Origin of the sequence: Paenibacillus sp. P36, assembly GCF_045866505.1 — a bacterium.
GTDB lineage: Bacteria > Bacillota > Bacilli > Paenibacillales > NBRC-103111 > Paenibacillus_E > Paenibacillus_E chondroitinus.
Window position 1 is genome coordinate 430,379 of sequence record NZ_AP038372.1, and the last position, 15,040, is coordinate 445,418.

Annotated in this window: 18 protein-coding genes; 15 read left to right on the forward strand and 3 right to left on the reverse strand. The window is 48.5% G+C overall.

Annotated elements, in window-relative coordinates; all coding sequences use genetic code 11:
* Positions 1-62 precede the first annotated feature (62 nt).
* Genes isdE through srtB form a run of 4 tightly spaced genes read left to right on the forward strand, consistent with a single transcriptional unit; the run spans position 63 to position 3,512 of the window.
* Entirely contained in the window at positions 63-980 is a 918-nt protein-coding gene (gene isdE / locus ACKTT9_RS01970; protein WP_407870295.1) for a heme ABC transporter substrate-binding protein IsdE, read from the forward strand.
* A gap of 13 nt (positions 981-993) precedes the next feature.
* Positions 994-1,977: a FecCD family ABC transporter permease gene (locus ACKTT9_RS01975; RefSeq protein ID WP_407870296.1), complete on the forward strand. Its 984-nt coding sequence runs from the start codon at positions 994-996 to the stop codon at positions 1,975-1,977.
* The gene (locus ACKTT9_RS01980) at positions 1,967-2,737 is read left to right on the forward strand and encodes an ABC transporter ATP-binding protein (protein ID WP_407870297.1); all 771 of its coding nucleotides are present in this window, start codon (positions 1,967-1,969) and stop codon (positions 2,735-2,737) included. Before ACKTT9_RS01975 ends, ACKTT9_RS01980 begins: the two co-directional genes overlap by 11 nt.
* On the forward strand, positions 2,694-3,512 hold the full coding sequence (srtB, locus tag ACKTT9_RS01985) for a class B sortase (RefSeq protein ID WP_407870298.1): 819 nt from the start codon (positions 2,694-2,696) through the stop codon (positions 3,510-3,512). Before ACKTT9_RS01980 ends, srtB begins: the two co-directional genes overlap by 44 nt.
* Positions 3,513-3,565: 53 nt before the next feature.
* Here srtB and ACKTT9_RS01990 read toward each other — a convergent pair whose 3' ends face one another.
* Positions 3,566-3,979 carry a hypothetical protein gene (locus tag ACKTT9_RS01990; protein WP_407870299.1) on the reverse strand — a complete coding sequence of 138 codons (414 nt, stop codon included), beginning with the start codon at positions 3,977-3,979 and terminating at the stop codon, positions 3,566-3,568.
* A gap of 37 nt (positions 3,980-4,016) precedes the next feature.
* The gene (locus ACKTT9_RS01995; protein WP_407870300.1) at positions 4,017-4,433 is read right to left on the reverse strand and encodes a YtxH domain-containing protein; all 417 of its coding nucleotides are present in this window, start codon (positions 4,431-4,433) and stop codon (positions 4,017-4,019) included.
* 226 nt (positions 4,434-4,659) lie between these two features.
* Here ACKTT9_RS01995 and ACKTT9_RS02000 point away from each other — a divergent pair, with 226 nt between their 5' ends.
* The 6 genes from ACKTT9_RS02000 to rsbW (ACKTT9_RS02025) all read left to right on the forward strand — a co-directional run bounded on the left by ACKTT9_RS02000 (position 4,660) and on the right by rsbW (ACKTT9_RS02025) (position 11,040).
* Positions 4,660-5,799 (forward strand): SpoIIE family protein phosphatase, encoded by a 1,140-nt coding sequence (locus ACKTT9_RS02000; RefSeq protein ID WP_407870301.1) that lies wholly within the window; start codon positions 4,660-4,662, stop codon positions 5,797-5,799.
* Positions 5,800-5,937: 138 nt separating this feature from the next.
* The gene (gene glgB, locus ACKTT9_RS02005) at positions 5,938-7,839 is read left to right on the forward strand and encodes a 1,4-alpha-glucan branching protein GlgB (RefSeq protein ID WP_407870302.1); all 1,902 of its coding nucleotides are present in this window, start codon (positions 5,938-5,940) and stop codon (positions 7,837-7,839) included.
* A 1-nt stretch (position 7,840) separates the two neighbouring features.
* Positions 7,841-9,040: a glucose-1-phosphate adenylyltransferase gene (locus tag ACKTT9_RS02010; RefSeq protein WP_407870303.1), complete on the forward strand. Its 1,200-nt coding sequence runs from the start codon at positions 7,841-7,843 to the stop codon at positions 9,038-9,040.
* A 20-nt stretch (positions 9,041-9,060) separates the two neighbouring features.
* Positions 9,061-10,155 carry a glucose-1-phosphate adenylyltransferase subunit GlgD gene (gene glgD / locus ACKTT9_RS02015; RefSeq protein ID WP_407870304.1) on the forward strand — a complete coding sequence of 365 codons (1,095 nt, stop codon included), beginning with the start codon at positions 9,061-9,063 and terminating at the stop codon, positions 10,153-10,155.
* A gap of 139 nt (positions 10,156-10,294) precedes the next feature.
* On the forward strand, positions 10,295-10,627 hold the full coding sequence (locus ACKTT9_RS02020) for an STAS domain-containing protein (RefSeq protein ID WP_326062291.1): 333 nt from the start codon (positions 10,295-10,297) through the stop codon (positions 10,625-10,627).
* Positions 10,624-11,040 carry an anti-sigma B factor RsbW gene (rsbW, locus tag ACKTT9_RS02025; protein ID WP_407870305.1) on the forward strand — a complete coding sequence of 139 codons (417 nt, stop codon included), beginning with the start codon at positions 10,624-10,626 and terminating at the stop codon, positions 11,038-11,040. Before ACKTT9_RS02020 ends, rsbW (ACKTT9_RS02025) begins: the two co-directional genes overlap by 4 nt.
* Positions 11,041-11,446: 406 nt before the next feature.
* Here rsbW (ACKTT9_RS02025) and ACKTT9_RS02030 read toward each other — a convergent pair whose 3' ends face one another.
* Positions 11,447-11,905, reverse strand: a complete 459-nt coding sequence (locus tag ACKTT9_RS02030) for a Dps family protein (protein WP_157323547.1) — start codon at positions 11,903-11,905, stop codon at positions 11,447-11,449.
* Positions 11,906-12,091: 186 nt separating this feature from the next.
* Here ACKTT9_RS02030 and ACKTT9_RS02035 point away from each other — a divergent pair, with 186 nt between their 5' ends.
* Genes ACKTT9_RS02035 through ACKTT9_RS02055 form a run of 5 tightly spaced genes read left to right on the forward strand, consistent with a single transcriptional unit; the run spans position 12,092 to position 14,979 of the window.
* Positions 12,092-12,547: a DUF948 domain-containing protein gene (locus tag ACKTT9_RS02035; RefSeq protein WP_326062288.1), complete on the forward strand. Its 456-nt coding sequence runs from the start codon at positions 12,092-12,094 to the stop codon at positions 12,545-12,547.
* Between the two features lie 15 nt (positions 12,548-12,562).
* A complete protein-coding gene (locus ACKTT9_RS02040; protein WP_326062287.1) occupies positions 12,563-12,931 on the forward strand; it encodes an STAS domain-containing protein in 369 nt (122 codons plus the stop codon).
* A complete protein-coding gene (rsbW, locus tag ACKTT9_RS02045) occupies positions 12,928-13,386 on the forward strand; it encodes an anti-sigma B factor RsbW (RefSeq protein WP_407870306.1) in 459 nt (152 codons plus the stop codon). The genes ACKTT9_RS02040 and rsbW (ACKTT9_RS02045) overlap by 4 nt, the downstream gene beginning before the upstream one ends.
* Positions 13,383-14,150: a sigma-70 family RNA polymerase sigma factor gene (locus tag ACKTT9_RS02050; protein WP_407870307.1), complete on the forward strand. Its 768-nt coding sequence runs from the start codon at positions 13,383-13,385 to the stop codon at positions 14,148-14,150. Before rsbW (ACKTT9_RS02045) ends, ACKTT9_RS02050 begins: the two co-directional genes overlap by 4 nt.
* Before the next feature lie 13 nt (positions 14,151-14,163).
* On the forward strand, positions 14,164-14,979 hold the full coding sequence (locus ACKTT9_RS02055) for a PPK2 family polyphosphate kinase (RefSeq protein WP_407870308.1): 816 nt from the start codon (positions 14,164-14,166) through the stop codon (positions 14,977-14,979).
* Positions 14,980-15,040: the final 61 nt, after the last annotated feature.

The window sequence follows — 15,040 nt, forward strand, 5'->3', positions numbered from 1 at the left end:
AAGGGGATACCAGTTTACTGGTGTCCTCTGTAATTTTTAAGGGGAAGGATGTAGAACTGGGCATGTACAAGAGAATGGGAGCCATACTGCTTGCCGGTATGTTGGTCATGACAGCGGCCTGCTCGTCGGGAACGCCCTCGGACAGCAGCGCAGCTGCTTCTCAGACAGCGGCTCCGGCTGCTGATGTGCAGAGCGAGAAGCGGGTTATTGCGACTACGGTTGCGGCTGCACAAATGATGGATGCTTTGGAGATAGACTTGGTCGGCGTCCCCACTAGCACGAAGGAGCTTCCCAAGCGTTACGATGGGGCAACCAAGGTCGGGAATCCGATGAGTCCCAATATGGAGGTCGTGAAATCATTGGATCCGACAGACGTACTGTCGGTGACGACATTAGAATATGATTTGGCCCCGGTATTTAAAAATGCTGCTGTCGATGCGACTTTTCTTAATCTCACAAGTCTCGACAAAATGAATAAGGAAATTATCGCGCTCGGTGATAAATATAATCGTCAGAAGCAGGCGCAGGCAATTGTCGCAAGGTATCAAGATAAGCAAAAGGAAATCAATCAGAAAATTGCCGGCAAGAAGCAGCCAAGCGTGCTGATTTTGCTTGGCGTGCCGGGAAGTTATCTGGTAGCCACGGAGAACTCTTACATCGGGGATCTTGTTAAGCTGGCCGGTGGCATCAATGTGGTGCAAGGGCAGAAAGTTGAATATTTGGCGTCGAACACCGAATATTTACAGCAGGCGAATCCGGACATTATTTTACGAGCGGCTCATGGCCTGCCGGATGAAGTTATCAAAATGTTCGATAAGGAATTCCAGAAAAATGATATATGGAAGCATTTCGAGGCGGTTCAGCATAACCGGGTTTATGATTTGCAGGAGGATTTGTTCGGAACAACGGGTAATCTTGCCGCTACAGAAGCCCTTGATGAGCTTGTGAAGATGCTGTATCCAACAAATAGGAATGAATAAAGGAAGAAAATACATGAATAAAATTGGATGGAGCTTGGTTGTCGTTGTCCTCCTGCTCGTCATCGTAACATTAGTGTCCATAACCACAGGAAGCATTAAGGTCGGCAGTCTTGAATTTATACAAGGCCTTTTCACGGGGACCAACAAGAAAGTAGAGATTATTAAGGATTTACGCTTACCGCGAATTATAGTAGCTCTATTCGTTGGAGCAACACTAGCCGTTTCCGGTGTTCTGCTGCAAGCTGTTATGAGAAACCCTTTGGCTGATGCCGGGGTAATCGGCATTTCCTCTGGGGCGGGCGTCGTTTCGCTGCTGTTCGTTACGCTGTTTCCGCAGCTGTTTTACTGGCTGCCGATGTTCGCCTTTTTTGGAGGGGCGCTGGCGTGTTTCCTGGTCTATTCTTTTTCCTGGAAGTCCGGTCTTAGTCCGATCCGTATTATCTTGGTAGGTCTCGCCATCAACGCTACTTTTACAGGATTGGGACAGTCGTTTAATTATCGCGGAAGCTACGCGGTCACCAGCATTAATCAGGCCGTCACCTCGATTTTTACGATGAAAACATGGAATGACGTCCAAGTGATGCTCATCTATGGGACAATCGGTTTAGTGGTAGCCTTCTTGTTATATTCTTGGTGCAATATGCTGTCGCTTCAGGATAAATCGGCCCAAAACTTGGGGTTAAGAGTAACTCGGGCACGTTTAATTATCTCTGTAGTGGCTGTAATGCTCGCTGCGGTAGCGACCGCTATTGGCGGAATGATCGCTTTCGTCGGCTTACTGGTTCCTCACATTGCTCGTCTGCTGGTAGGTTCGGATCATAAGATTTTGATTCCTTTCTCGGCATTGGGCGGGGCGCTACTAATTTTATCCGCCGATACGCTGGGACGCACGGTGCTTGCACCTTCCGAAATTCCCGCCTCTATTATCATGGCTGTGATTGGCGGGCCGTTTTTAATCTTCATGCTGAGAAAGAGTGATCAGATTCGTGGAAATTAACAATATCTCTTTTTCCTATGATAAAAAGAACGATCAATTGAAATCCGTAACGAGTGAAATCGTTATGGGTAAAATTACGACAATCATTGGCCCCAATGGCTGTGGGAAGTCAACGCTTCTTGGTGTGATGTCGAACAATTATACCCCTCATACCGGTCAGGTTGTTCTTGATGGCAAAGAGCTAAACATGTATAGAACAAAGGATTTGGCCAAAAAGCTGGCCGTTGTCCACCAGAGCAATGAGGCTCCTTCCGATTTAACAGTTGAAAAGTTAACGAGCTTTGGGCGGTTGCCTCATAGAACCTTATTCGCTCAGGAGCGAAAGGAAGACGAAGAGGCAATTGAGTGGGCGCTGACCTGCACGAATCTACAGAACAAACGCACCAAGACCCTGCAGCAATTGTCGGGCGGGGAGCGGCAGCGTGTCTGGATCGCAATGGCGATTGCTCAGCGCACTTCCATTTTATTTCTGGATGAACCTACGACGTTTTTGGATATGTATTATCAGATTGAAATTTTGGAGTTAATCAAGAAGTTAAATGTCGATCACGGGTTGACGATTGTTATGGTTCTGCACGATATGAATCAGGCCATTCGCTACAGCGATCGGCTCATCGTCATGAAGAACGGCCAATTGTTTATGGAAGGAACTCCGCATGACATTATGACGGAGTCGATGATCAAATCAGTTTATGGAGTTGACGTCATCGTAAAACATGATCAAGATACGGGTTTATACATGGTGCCAGTCGGGATTTAGGAAGTTAAGCAAGAAAAGCCTGTGGTCTAACTCTGTAACTATTCTCTGTTTAGTTGTTTTTATTGGTTCCGCCTTTAAGCTAGCTAACTATGGGTTAGCTAACTCGGAGAATAGCAAAGTGATGAACGAGGCGCGGGAGCTGTATAAGTCTGGAAGCTGGCCTTTGGCTCAGCTTGTGCTGACGTCTGGACAGGATTCGAAGCCGAAGCCATCCAAATTCGATCGCTTGCTTGAGAAAAACCCGGATACGGTTGGCTGGCTGCAAATAGGCGATACTCAAATTGATTATCCTGTCGTGCAAGCATCTGATAACGAGTACTATTTGAGCAGAAACTACGAGCGGGAACCGATGGAAGCCGGAAGCATATTTATGGATTTCCGGAACGATACGAGCGCGGACGAACGCCATACCATTATTTATGGCCATCGGATGAAGAACGGTTCCATGTTCGGGGATTTGAAAAAATATTTGGACCCGGCATTTTTTCAATCCCACCGGACGTTTATATATGAAAGCTTACAGCAATCCTATCGGGTGGACATTTTTGCGGTTTACTATACGACGACTGAATTCAACTATATTCAAACCGATTTTGCCGATGACGTGGAATATGCATCATTCCTGCATACGATTCAGAACCGCTCGATCTATGAGACTAATGAGGCGTTAACAGCAAGCGATTCCATTCTTACGCTTTCTACTTGCGACTACACGCTTGATTCCAAAGAGGGAAGATTAGTCATACACGGGAAGCTCACTCCATTGACGGAATGATGTGTGAACGCAAAAAAAGGTTGAACAGGAAGCTACTCCTGTCCAACCTTTTTTTATTGAATCGGATCCGGGATCAGATTCTTCTCGATCAGCTCGCTGTTGGTCTTCATGTGCTTCATTTCATTGCCGAGTTTCTTGATCTCGTCCAAATCTTGCGCCATGGAGCTGTTGTTGGCTTCCTCCAAGGTTTTACCGGAGGGGCCGTTGCACAGCCGTTCTAATTCAATCAGTTTGTCCAGCGCGATTCGGCGGACCTCCAGCGGAACAAATCTATTCTCCGGAAAGCCTGCCTCATGGAAGTGAACGGTGGTATTCCCATGCTCGGAGGTGAGCGTCATTAATGTAAGCGGATAGGAGGCAGCTGTAGCCTCACTATAGATATTATATTGATAGACGGCCTTTTCCGTATATTCCACACGTTCTAAACCGAAATCGGTTAGTTGTCGATGCAGCATGTTTTTATCCATGTCAAATCACTCCTTTCAAAAATGGTGGCGTACTCTTTTAATGCCGATTACTCGAGTACTCCGGTTTAGCCGACTGCAAAGGCTCGGCAATCTCCTGCACCTTGGCACTAGCCTTCTCGCCAATGTCTTTTGCTTTCTCACTAGCTTTTTCACCAAACTCTTGCACCTTATCGCTCGCCATTTCGGCTAAGTCCTGCGTTTTATCGCTCAGCTTTTCCGCCATCTCTTCCGTTTTATCACTGGTTTTGGCGGCCATTTCCTTTGTTTTTTGCCCTAGGGCTGCGGCGAATTGGTTTGTTTTATCAGATAGGTTTCGATAGGTCGTTGTAAGGTTGTCTCGCAGTTCTGCTCCCTTTTTCGGGGCTAATAACAATGAGGCTACAGCGCCTATCGCACCACCGATTACCAGGCCTAACAATAGTCCGCTTCTGTTTGTTTCGACAGTTTCACTCATGAGTCATCTCTCCTTCAATTGGGGTATAGTGGGTCATGCCTTATACTAGGTTGTAACCCTATTTTCTTGTTTTGAAACAGGAGGAGGTACTTTATCTACTTGGCCGTTCGTTGATCATGATTGAAATTTTCGCAGGCGGGTAGTACATAGAGAAGCTCTTTGTTTTTGAACTATGGTAAACTAGATGAGGGTTCCAGTTAACTTTTACCCGAAAGGGGTTATGGCGATGAGCATTGTCATTGTGGACGATAACGCGACAAACTTACTAATTATTGAAAAAATATTGCTTAAAGCGGGATACACGGATCTCCAAATGGTGTCCTCAGCGAAAGAGCTGTATCAGTTATTAGATATGCATTCCCCCAGTCCGGCGGAGGTGCCGGTAGATCTCATCTTAATGGATATGATGATGCCGGAGATCGATGGCGTAGAGGCCTGCCGCACGATTCAAGCGAATGAGAGGCTGCGGGATATTCCCATTATTTTCGTGACGGCGATGGGGGATTCGAATAAGCTTGCTGAGGCTTTGGATGCAGGGGCGCTTGATTATGTGATGAAGCCGATTAATAAGGTGGAGCTGCTCGCCCGAATCCGTGCGACGCTCCGTTTGAAATATGAGAAGGATTGGCACAAAGAGCGGGATAAGCGGATTAAATATGAGCTGGATTTGGCGAAACAGGTACAGCGCAGCGTGCTCAGTAACCCCATAGAGGAGGAAAATATCCGAATCTCTGCGGTCTATAAGCCATCGTCGGAATTGGCGGGGGACTTCTACGCGTGGTATCCGATCGGACCGAATCGGTATGGTGTTATTTTGCTGGATATGATGGGGCATGGTATTTCGTCTTCTCTAGTGTGTATGTACATTTATTCGGCTTTAAAGGATACCATCACGCATATTTGCGATCCGGAGGGTGTGATGCGCGAGCTGAATGGCAGGATGAATCAGCTGCATCAATCGGACAGTTTGATCAATTATTATTTTACGGCGATCTACTTGGTGCTGGATACAGAGAAACAAACGATTGAGTATGTGAATGCGGGGCACCCGGCAGGCATTGCGGAGTTGGATGGCGAGGTGAAGCTGCTGACGGAAGGCTGCTGCGCCATTGGCTTTTTTGACGAAATTGAAGTAACCAAAGGCGTAATTCGTTATGAGCAAGAGGCGCGTATTGTGTTATTCACAGACGGTCTATCGGAATGGCTGGATGATGAGGAACAGGACGGTATCACGAAAATACGGCAAGGCCTGCAGTCTTCTGGCAGCACACATAATCCAGAGGAGCTGGTGGAGCAGATTTATCCGCATGACAAAAGCGAGGCTCCACAGGACGATATGTGTCTGGTCATGCTTAGCGTTTCGTAATTGGCACTCATTAATAAGAAATGGATACTTGCACAAGTTCGTCCCAAAAATTGGGCGGCTTGTGCATTTTTTGTTTCAATAGGCGCTAACGGGGTTAATAAAAGGTATGAAGTTAATCAATGGCGGGGAGGAAAATGGATGACAACGATGACATCGTCACCGGGTTCAGACGTTCTATATTTGTTGCATGAGGGTACGCAGTACCAAAGTTACCGGTTTCTGGGCTCTCACTTGGAGGAAAAAGATGCTGTGAAGGGCGTCCAGTTTGCCGTGTGGGCACCAAATGCAAAGCAAGTGAACGTATCGGGCAGCTTCAATGGTTGGGATGGCCGGAATCATGGCATGACGGTGTCAGACGGCGTGTGGACGCTTTTTATCCCCGAATTGAAGGAAGGTACCTTATACAAATATGAAATCATTACATCAGACGATGATTGTTATTTGAAGTCAGACCCTTATGCGTTTTCTTCTGAGCTTAGACCCGGAACCGCTTCCATCGTAACTTCCTTGGAAGGTTATGATTGGCAGGATGGAGCTTGGCTTGCCGGGAAGACGTCCCACCAATTTCTACAGCAGCCGCTTCTGGTTTATGAAGTGCATCTGGGCAGCTGGAAGCGCAAGGAAGATGGCGGCTTCTACAGCTATGGGGAAATAGCCGACGAGTTAGTCGATTATGTCGTAGCCCATGGCTTTACGCACATCGAGCTTATGCCGCTTATGGAGCATCCGCTGGATAAATCATGGGGCTATCAGATAACGGGGTATTACTCGGTGACGAGCCGTTTCGGAACGCCGCAGGAGTTCATGTATCTGGTTGATCGCTGCCATCAGAAGGGGATTGGCGTCATTATGGATTGGGTGCCGGCGCATTTCTGCAAAGACGCTCACGGATTAGCCCGATTCGACGGAGAACCGCTGTACGAATACGCCGACAGCCGTAAAGCTGAGCATCCGACATGGGGGACCTACATTTTTGATTATGGGAAACCCGAAGTGCATAGTTTTTTAATTTCCAATGCTTTGTTCTGGATGGATGTTTATCATATTGACGGCTTGCGTGTCGACGCGGTGTACAGCATGTTGACGCTGAATTTCGACAGATCGGAAGGTGACTGCATCACGAACAACGAGGGTGGCGAGGAAAATTTGGAAGGCATCGCTTTTCTCCAAAAGCTGAATGCCGTCATATTTGCCAGATACCCGAACGCCTTGATGATGGCAGAGGATTCCAGTTCATACCCGGGCGTAACCAAGCCGGTTGAACAGGGAGGACTGGGTTTTAATTATAAATGGCATTTAGGCTTTACGTGGAACACACTTGACTATATGAAAAAGAATCAGGAGCAGCGCAGCGGTCTGGAGCCGCAATTGACAAGATCGCTGCAGCAGGCTTGGGATGAGAACTACATCCTCCCTTATGCGCATGACGAGATGGCCAATCCGGATAAGTCTCTACTGGGTAAAATGTCGGGAAGCGACAGTTGGCAGCGATTTGCCAATCTGCGTGTACTGTACGCCTATCTGATCGGGCATCCCGGCAAAAAGCTCCTGTTCATGGGCAGCGAATTCGGCCAGGAGCAGGATTGGGACTCGGAAGCGGCACTCACGTGGGACGTGCTGCAGGATTGTGAACATCAACAGTTTCAACAATATGTGAAGTCGTTGAATCATTTCTATATCTCGGAGAAGGCTCTGTGGGAGCGTGATTATGCGCCTGAGGGGTTTGAAGGGATTGATTTTGAGGATACTGCGGATGGTCTGGTGTTGTTTGGCCGGAAAGGGGAGGAGAAGGAAGATCTCCTCATGGTTTGCAATTTCAAACCCGAAACACATGAAGGTTATCGTATCGGAGTGAAAGAGCTTGGGCAATATCAAGAAGTATTTAACAGTGATCGCCCAGAATTCGGCGGATCGGGTGTGATGAATGAGCCTGCACAGACTGCGGAAGAGTGGTCGTGTCAGAATCAACCTTACAGTATTCAGGTAACAATACCGCCACTAGCGGCTGTCATTTTCAAAAAAAACCAAAGGGAAGGATGAGATGATGATGAAAAAGCAGGAATGTGTAGCTATGCTGTTGGCTGGCGGAGAGGGCAGCCGGCTTCGTCCGTTAACGAGGTATATGGCGAAACCGGCGGTTCATTTTGGAGCGAAGTATCGGATGATTGATTTTGCCTTGAGCAATTGCCGTAATTCGGGAATCGGTACGATTGGCGTGCTGACGCAGTATAAACCGGCTGTTTTGCATGCGCACATTGGAACCGGGGATGTTTGGCAGGTGGAAGGTACTGGAAGTGGCGGTAGCGGTATCTCCCTACTGGAACGGCAGGCCGGGGCACCTAATGCATATAAAGGAACTGCAGATGCCGTCTATCAGAACCTGGCTTATCTGCAGGAGCATAACCCGAGTTATGTGCTGATCCTCTCCGGCGATCATATTTATAACATGGATTATCGGACGATGCTGGAACATCATCAGGCAACCGGCGCGGACGCCACGATTTCGGTTATGCCGGTGAAATGGGAGGAAACCAGCCGGTTTGGGATTGTTAGCGCAGATGAGCAGCATCGGATTACCGCTTTTGCGGAAAAGCCGTTCAGACCGGCCAGCAACTTGGCGTCTATGGGGATCTACATATTTAACTGGGAGTTCCTGAAGTCCTGTCTGGAGCAGGATGCGGATCATCCGGCTTCGAGCCATGATTTTGGCCATGACATTATTCCCGGGCTGTTGGCTGCGGGTGCGCATGTATCCGCTTATCCGTTTGAAGGATACTGGAAGGATGTTGGCACGATAGAAAGCCTGTGGGAATCTCACATGGATTTGCTTGGTTATGATCCGAGGCTGCAAATGGATCAGGAGGCATGGCCTGTACTGACAGCCCGTCGGAACTTCTCCAGAAGCCAAGTGGCGCTTGACGCACGGGTTAATAACGCAGAAATGGGGGATGGCGTCTCTGTTTACGGCAATGTCAGCCACTCGGTTTTATTCGATGGTGTGACGGTCGGCAAGCACAGCCGGGTGCTGAACAGCGTCATTATGCCCGGCGTTCAGATCGGCGAGCATGCTCTTATCCTTAACGCGATTATCGGGGAAGGGTCGATTATCAAGGACGGCGCTATTGTAGGCAAGCCAGGAAATCCGGGCATTACCGTCGTCGGCGAGAAATCCGTGATTGGACGTCATTACCCGGCCTCTATACCTGCTCCATTGACCGGTACGCGGCTGAATTTCGTGTAAGCCCAGAGGAGGAATGCCTTATGGAAAATGTTCTTGGCTTCATTAATCTCATGAATGAACAAAGCGAGTTATCCATACTTACCCGTGACCGGTGCGTGGGGGCGGTGCCTTTTGCCGGCCGGTACCGGTTAGCGGATTTTGCGCTTTCCAATATGAGCAATGCCGGCATTCAAGAGGTGGTGGTGCTGGCAGCTCCGAAGGCGGAGTCGCTGCTCCATCATATCGGAAACGGTCGGCACTATGGGTTAGAGGCGCTGCACACACTAGCCGCCAAGCATGACGATGAGCTTCAGTTGGATTATCCTCTGGATTACTTGAAATCCAGAGCGGAGAAGTATGTTTTGCTTGCACCCAGCCGCATTATTTATCATTCCCATTATGATCAAATGATGGAATACCATGATAGTAGTGGAGCGGACATTACGGTACTCTTCAAACATTTGACGGAGATGGACCGCCATGCGCATATTGGACATGCTTACAGCTTAAATATAAATGATCAAGGCCGGGTTGTTGGCGCCGCTCCCACCTACCATGCGCTACCAAGCCTCTCTCCGCAAAATATTGATCTGGATACGATGGTTCTGGAGCGCAAGCTGCTGATTGATCTCATTGAGATGAGCCTGAAGCCCGGAAAAGCCATGGATCTGAAACAGGCGGTATGGGAGCAGCTGGACCACCTTCATGTACAAGGTTATGCCAATCATGGCTACATGGCGATTATGGATTCCGTTGACAGTTATTATGCGCACAGTATGCAGCTGCTGCAGCCGCATGGATGGAGGCAGTTTATGGAGCATCAAGAGTCTGTGTATACGCGAAAAGAGGACGAGACTGCGATCGCATGTCATCAGCAAGCTTTGATCCGCAATGCGTTCGTTGCGCCCGGCTGCCGAATAGAGGGCTATGTGGAGAACAGCATCTTGTTCCCCGGGGTTGCTGTTCATGCGGGAGCGCACGTCAAAAATAGCGTGATCATGCAGGATTGCATGATCCAGGCAGGCGCCTATTTGGACCGTGTTATTTTGGACAAACAAGTCGTGGTGGAGCAGGGGGCGGTCATTTGCGGCGAGTACGCCCATCCATTCGTAGCGGAGAAGAGCGGAGTGTTGTAAGCGGAGGCTGGCCGGATTGGCCGGCTTCGTTGCATGTCCGGAAAGGCCCGGCAGATCAGGCTTTTGGCTGTAAACCTTGTGTAAAGGCCAGGCACTTGTTACACTTGAAAGAGCAAATCACATAGAAGGAGTGTGGCTCATGTCCGTAGAAAAGTTCCAAGTTGATCAAGAAGAATTGGAAACATCTATACTGCTTCATATCCGCGGTGAACTCGATTTGGCAGCAGCTTTAACGTTCCGCCATGCGCTCGAAGCGGTTGTTCATAGAACCGATAAGGCGTTAATTCTAGACGTAAGTAAGTTAACATACATCGATAGCACGGGGATCGGTATTGTGGTCTCTGCTTTGAAAATACGCGATGAGTTGAAAGCGCCGTTTGCCGTACGCCATATTCCATCCGGTATTAAAAGGCTGTTTGACCTTACAGGCATTTCCGGATTTCTTAATGAAGGGATCGAAGGAACCGCATGAACGTCGTTCGTCTGCACATACCCGCAGCAGCGGAGTACCTGGATCTCGTCAGGCTTAGTCTCTACGGGGTTGCCTCTAAGCTGGGGTTTTCCTATGAGGATATCGAGGATATGAAAGTAGCGGTTTCGGAGGCCTGCAACAATGCGGTGCTTCATGGGGAGACGTCGGCCACGCTGGGGCAAATCCAAATCAGCTTTGAGCTTGGTGAAGGCAAGCTGATTGTGAAAGTGAAAGATGACGGTCCTGGCTTTGATTACCAAAGTCAGCAAGAGCAGTCGGAACCTCCGGATGGCCGGACACTCGGCGAACTGCAGTCTGGAGGCCTTGGCATGTATCTCATGCAAGCGCTGATGGACGAGGTGACGGTGAACACCGAGCAAGGGACGGAAGTCACGCTAGTTAAATATGTATAAAAAAGGGCTATCTCTAAGGTCAAGTATATGACCTATGGAGATAGCCCTTTGTGGTTAAGGGAACTATGATCCTCTATTCTCACGAAAATCGATGCTTCGATCGGGGAGTGGGAACTACGGTCCTCTATTTTAGCCCTACAAGCTCAAATGTGAGCTTTTTGGAGTAAATAGCGGCCTGTAGTTCCGTCTGGACCGGAAAGCAGCTGATTTAGCTAGAATAAGGGCCTGTAGTTCCCCTTGGATCAGCCCCCAGCCAGGCTCGGCCGAGCCCGACCGAGCCCAACTCGACCCGCGGCTTAGTCTAGCCCGGTCAACCCAAGGCCCGATCCGCCCCGGCCGAGCCCAACTCGACCTGGCCAAGCCGATCCGCCCCGACCAAGCCCGGGCCAAGCCAGCCCCCGGCCGCTTAGCGGCCAAGGAAAGATTCCAGCATCCAGCTGTGCTTCTCAAGCGAAGCACGAATCCCGATCAGCATGTCAGCCGTCGGCTGATCCTTGCTTTCTTCGGCAAGCGCGATACCCTCAGTCATCTCCGAGCAGATGAGGGTGAAGTCGCTTGCCAACTGCTTCACCATCTCTGCTGCGGAAGCCCCCTTGCTAGCTTCTTTAATAGAAGCTAGCTCCAGATGCTCCTGCAGGGTAGCCGTTGGCACGGCGCGCAACGAAAGCATTCGCTCGGCGATAACGTCCAGATGCAGCGCGGCCTCCGTGTACAACTCTTCGAATTTTAGATGCAGCGTGAAGAAATTTTCACCTTTTACATACCAGTGATAGTTGTGCAGTTTCATATATAGAATTGAGAAGTTCGCTACTTGCTTGTCCAACGTTTCGGTAATGGCATTTTCCTTCAATGCGGTTTTCACCATGTGAAATTCCTCCATTCAATTAATAGGATTGTTTCATTGTTTCTATCTTGTCTTTACCCGGGAGGTTCTCTTTTGAAACATGCCATTGAAACATCTGGAAATTCATGGAAGGCTGTTTCATTTCTCGGCGATGCGGGTAACGATAAGTAATCAAGCAAACTAATCAAGCGAACAGGGGTGATTGACATGTTGGTCGAACTTAGCGCAGTCCTTGCTGCCATAGCTTTCGTATTCCTTGTCTTCTATTTGATTCAAACCTTGAAATCACTGAAGCTGTCCCTGGATCAGATCACTCTGACGATGGGTCAGATGAAGGACGAAGTCACACAGATTTCTTCCGAAGTACAGGACGTTATTCTCAATACCAATGAGATGGCTATAGATGTTCGTGCGAAGCTGGCAAAGTTGAATCATCTGTTCAGCTCCGTGAACGACGTTGGTCAAGTCGTCCACGAACTTACATCTTCTATGAAACAATCAGCCACAGGTTTCATCGACGCGGTGAAACAAACGCGATTGCCGAAAGATACGCCGTCATTAAGCCGCAGATGGCAAACGATTTTGCAGGGAGCGGCAGTTTCGGTCGAGATGTGGAAGAAGTTTAAATCCAAAAAAACGCCTCATATGGGCAGCATGAAATAGGAAGGAGCTATCTTTGTGAACATACGCAAATTTACGGTTTATAAGCAATCGAATGGGGAAGAAAATATTATATACTTAAGTGGGGAACTTGATTTGTCAGCAGCCTCCGAGCTTGCGGCCGTTCTGGATTCCGTCGTCTCTCAGGGTGATCAGCAATTAACTTTAGACTTAAAAGAGTTACGTTATATTGACAGCACAGGGATAGGCTTGATTGTCTCGGTGCTCAAAGTAAGAGCTGCAATGGGCGCACCCTTCCGTATTCAGCATATTCCCGCCAGAATTCAGCGTTTATTTGAAATCACGGGCGTTGCCCGCTATTTGGTGGACGGAGAGCTGCAAATTCATAATCAAGGCAGAGCAGAAAGGAAAGAAGAAATCATATGAACCCATACATCGGCCTTACGATCCCCGCACAGGCGGAATACCTGGATATTGTCCGACTTACCTTATACGGTGTAGCCTCGAAAGCGGGCTTCTCTTTTGAAGATATTGAAGATATGAAAGTAGCTGTAGCAGAAGCTTGCAATAACGCCATTCTGCATGCTTATGAGCAGGGGCAGCCTGGAACGATTGAGATTCAGTACGAGCAGCAGGACGGATTTTTGCAAATAAGCGTTAAGGATGAAGGGAACAGCTTTCATTATGTGCAAGCCGAATCCGATACAGTTGCGCTGCATCATAAATCCATTAGTGAAGCGGCGGTGGGGGGGTTAGGATTATTCCTCATGCAGGCTTTAATGGACGATGTGCAGGTGTTGACGGAAAGCGGCAAAGGCACTCAGGTTGTTTTGAAGAAGCAGTTAACAGGGCAGATGAATAGAAAAGAGGAAATGGTATGAATGTGAATGCATCATCCAACAAGCCTCTCTATGACATGTATGTGAAGATGAAAATTTATAAAGAGACGGCTTGCCAAGAGACGGCTACGGCACTGCTGCTGCACTATGAACCAATCGTTCGTATGGCAGTCGGCAAGATGTCACGGAGCCGTCCTGATTTATATGAAGATCTGTATCAGGTCGGGCAGATGTCTTTGCTGCGGCTGTTCACCCAGTACGATAGTACACTGGATACTCCTTTTGAAGCCTATGCGATGAAAAGTTTGATTGGTCACCTGAAGAACTATTTGCGCGACAAGTCATGGTACATACAGGTTCCGCGACGAATTAAGGAGAAGGGAGCCCTCGTTCAGAGAGCCCTGGATGAGCTCACCGTCAAGCTCGAACGTTCGCCGAATATCGATGAAATGGCGGCTTATTTGGAGCTTAGCGCGGAAGAGACCATCGAAATATTAGCTGGCCGAGACTATTATCATTACACTTCGCTGGATACGCCGCTGAACAGTGAAGGGGATAGTGCGACGATTGGCGATATGATTGCCGGGTCAACTGACGAATATCAATCCCTGGAGAGACGAATGGACTTGGAAGAAGCGATGACCTGCTTGAAAGAGGAAGAGAGGAAAGTCATTCATCTTATTTATCAGGAAGGGCTCTCACAGCGTCAAATTGCGGATCAGCTAGGGATATCCCAGATGAGTGTTTCCCGTATTCAGAAGCGGGCAATACTTAAATTGAAGGCAGTTCTTACATCCAATCCTTAGAGGAGGCCGGCCTATGCCAGTCAAGCATTTTAAATTGGAATATGGAAAAAAATTTCGTTTAGCGAATATCGATCCCAATGATACCGGAGCCGTCCATGACCGTGAAGAGGTAGAAGCTGAGGTAGAACGCTTGAAAGAGCAGTTGGAAGCTCTGCAAAATAAGCTGTACGCCGAGAAGAAGCAATCCGTTCTCTTTGTCATACAGGGGATGGATTGCAGCGGGAAAGACGGCGTCGTTAAGCATGCCCTTGGCGGCTTGCATCCGCAGGGGTTCCGGGTAAACAGTTTCCGTGCGCCAACGGAAGAAGAAGCGGCTCATGATTTCTTATGGCGCGCTCATCGGATTGCACCGGCCAAAGGGATGATCGGAGCCTTCATTCGTTCGTATTACGAAGATGTGCTCATCACGAGAGTCCATAATTGGATTAACGGGGCTGAAGTGAAGAGCAGATTCAAGCATATTAACCGATTTGAGAAATTATTGGAGAGCGGTGGCGTGAAAATCGTGAAGATTTTTCTCCACATCTCGAAAGATTTCCAACTTGCGAGACTGCGGAATCGGCTGACAGATCCTACGAAGCATTGGAAATTTGATAAAAATGACTTGGTAGAGCGGGAGTCATGGGCCGAATATGAGGAAGCCTATGAAGCGGTATTTAAGCATTGCAGCTCTGAAACGGCGCCTTGGTACATTGTGCCAGCCAATCATCGCTGGTACCGGGATTGGGCTGTGCTGCAAATCGCTGTAGAAGCGCTAGAGAGCATGAATCCAGCATTTCCAGAGTCAGATCCGGAGCTCGATGAAATACTAGAAAAACTACAGGAATAGGCGTTGTTTTTCTCTCTACCTCCGTAACTATGGTATAGTTAGATTAGTAGAATGTTAACTA

What these genes read in the sequence shown, in the direction of transcription:
- ACKTT9_RS01975 (WP_407870296.1), top strand. Translation starts at nt 994, where the DNA reads ATGAATAAAATTGGATGGAGCTTGGTTGTCGTTGTCCTCCTGCTCGTC.
- rsbW (WP_407870305.1), top strand. Translation starts at nt 10,624, where the DNA reads ATGAACGTCGTTCGTCTGCACATACCCGCAGCAGCGGAGTACCTGGAT.
- glgB (WP_407870302.1), top strand. Translation starts at nt 5,938, where the DNA reads ATGACAACGATGACATCGTCACCGGGTTCAGACGTTCTATATTTGTTG.
- ACKTT9_RS02030 (WP_157323547.1), bottom strand. Translation starts at nt 11,905, where the DNA reads ATGGTGAAAACCGCATTGAAGGAAAATGCCATTACCGAAACGTTGGAC.
- rsbW (WP_407870306.1), top strand. Translation starts at nt 12,928, where the DNA reads ATGAACCCATACATCGGCCTTACGATCCCCGCACAGGCGGAATACCTG.
- ACKTT9_RS02020 (WP_326062291.1), top strand. Translation starts at nt 10,295, where the DNA reads ATGTCCGTAGAAAAGTTCCAAGTTGATCAAGAAGAATTGGAAACATCT.
- ACKTT9_RS02010 (WP_407870303.1), top strand. Translation starts at nt 7,841, where the DNA reads ATGATGATGAAAAAGCAGGAATGTGTAGCTATGCTGTTGGCTGGCGGA.
- ACKTT9_RS02000 (WP_407870301.1), top strand. Translation starts at nt 4,660, where the DNA reads ATGAGCATTGTCATTGTGGACGATAACGCGACAAACTTACTAATTATT.
- ACKTT9_RS01995 (WP_407870300.1), bottom strand. Translation starts at nt 4,433, where the DNA reads ATGAGTGAAACTGTCGAAACAAACAGAAGCGGACTATTGTTAGGCCTG.
- srtB (WP_407870298.1), top strand. Translation starts at nt 2,694, where the DNA reads ATGATCAAGATACGGGTTTATACATGGTGCCAGTCGGGATTTAGGAAG.
- isdE (WP_407870295.1), top strand. Translation starts at nt 63, where the DNA reads ATGTACAAGAGAATGGGAGCCATACTGCTTGCCGGTATGTTGGTCATG.
- ACKTT9_RS02035 (WP_326062288.1), top strand. Translation starts at nt 12,092, where the DNA reads ATGTTGGTCGAACTTAGCGCAGTCCTTGCTGCCATAGCTTTCGTATTC.
- ACKTT9_RS01990 (WP_407870299.1), bottom strand. Translation starts at nt 3,979, where the DNA reads ATGGATAAAAACATGCTGCATCGACAACTAACCGATTTCGGTTTAGAA.
- glgD (WP_407870304.1), top strand. Translation starts at nt 9,061, where the DNA reads ATGGAAAATGTTCTTGGCTTCATTAATCTCATGAATGAACAAAGCGAG.
- ACKTT9_RS02055 (WP_407870308.1), top strand. Translation starts at nt 14,164, where the DNA reads ATGCCAGTCAAGCATTTTAAATTGGAATATGGAAAAAAATTTCGTTTA.
- ACKTT9_RS02050 (WP_407870307.1), top strand. Translation starts at nt 13,383, where the DNA reads ATGAATGTGAATGCATCATCCAACAAGCCTCTCTATGACATGTATGTG.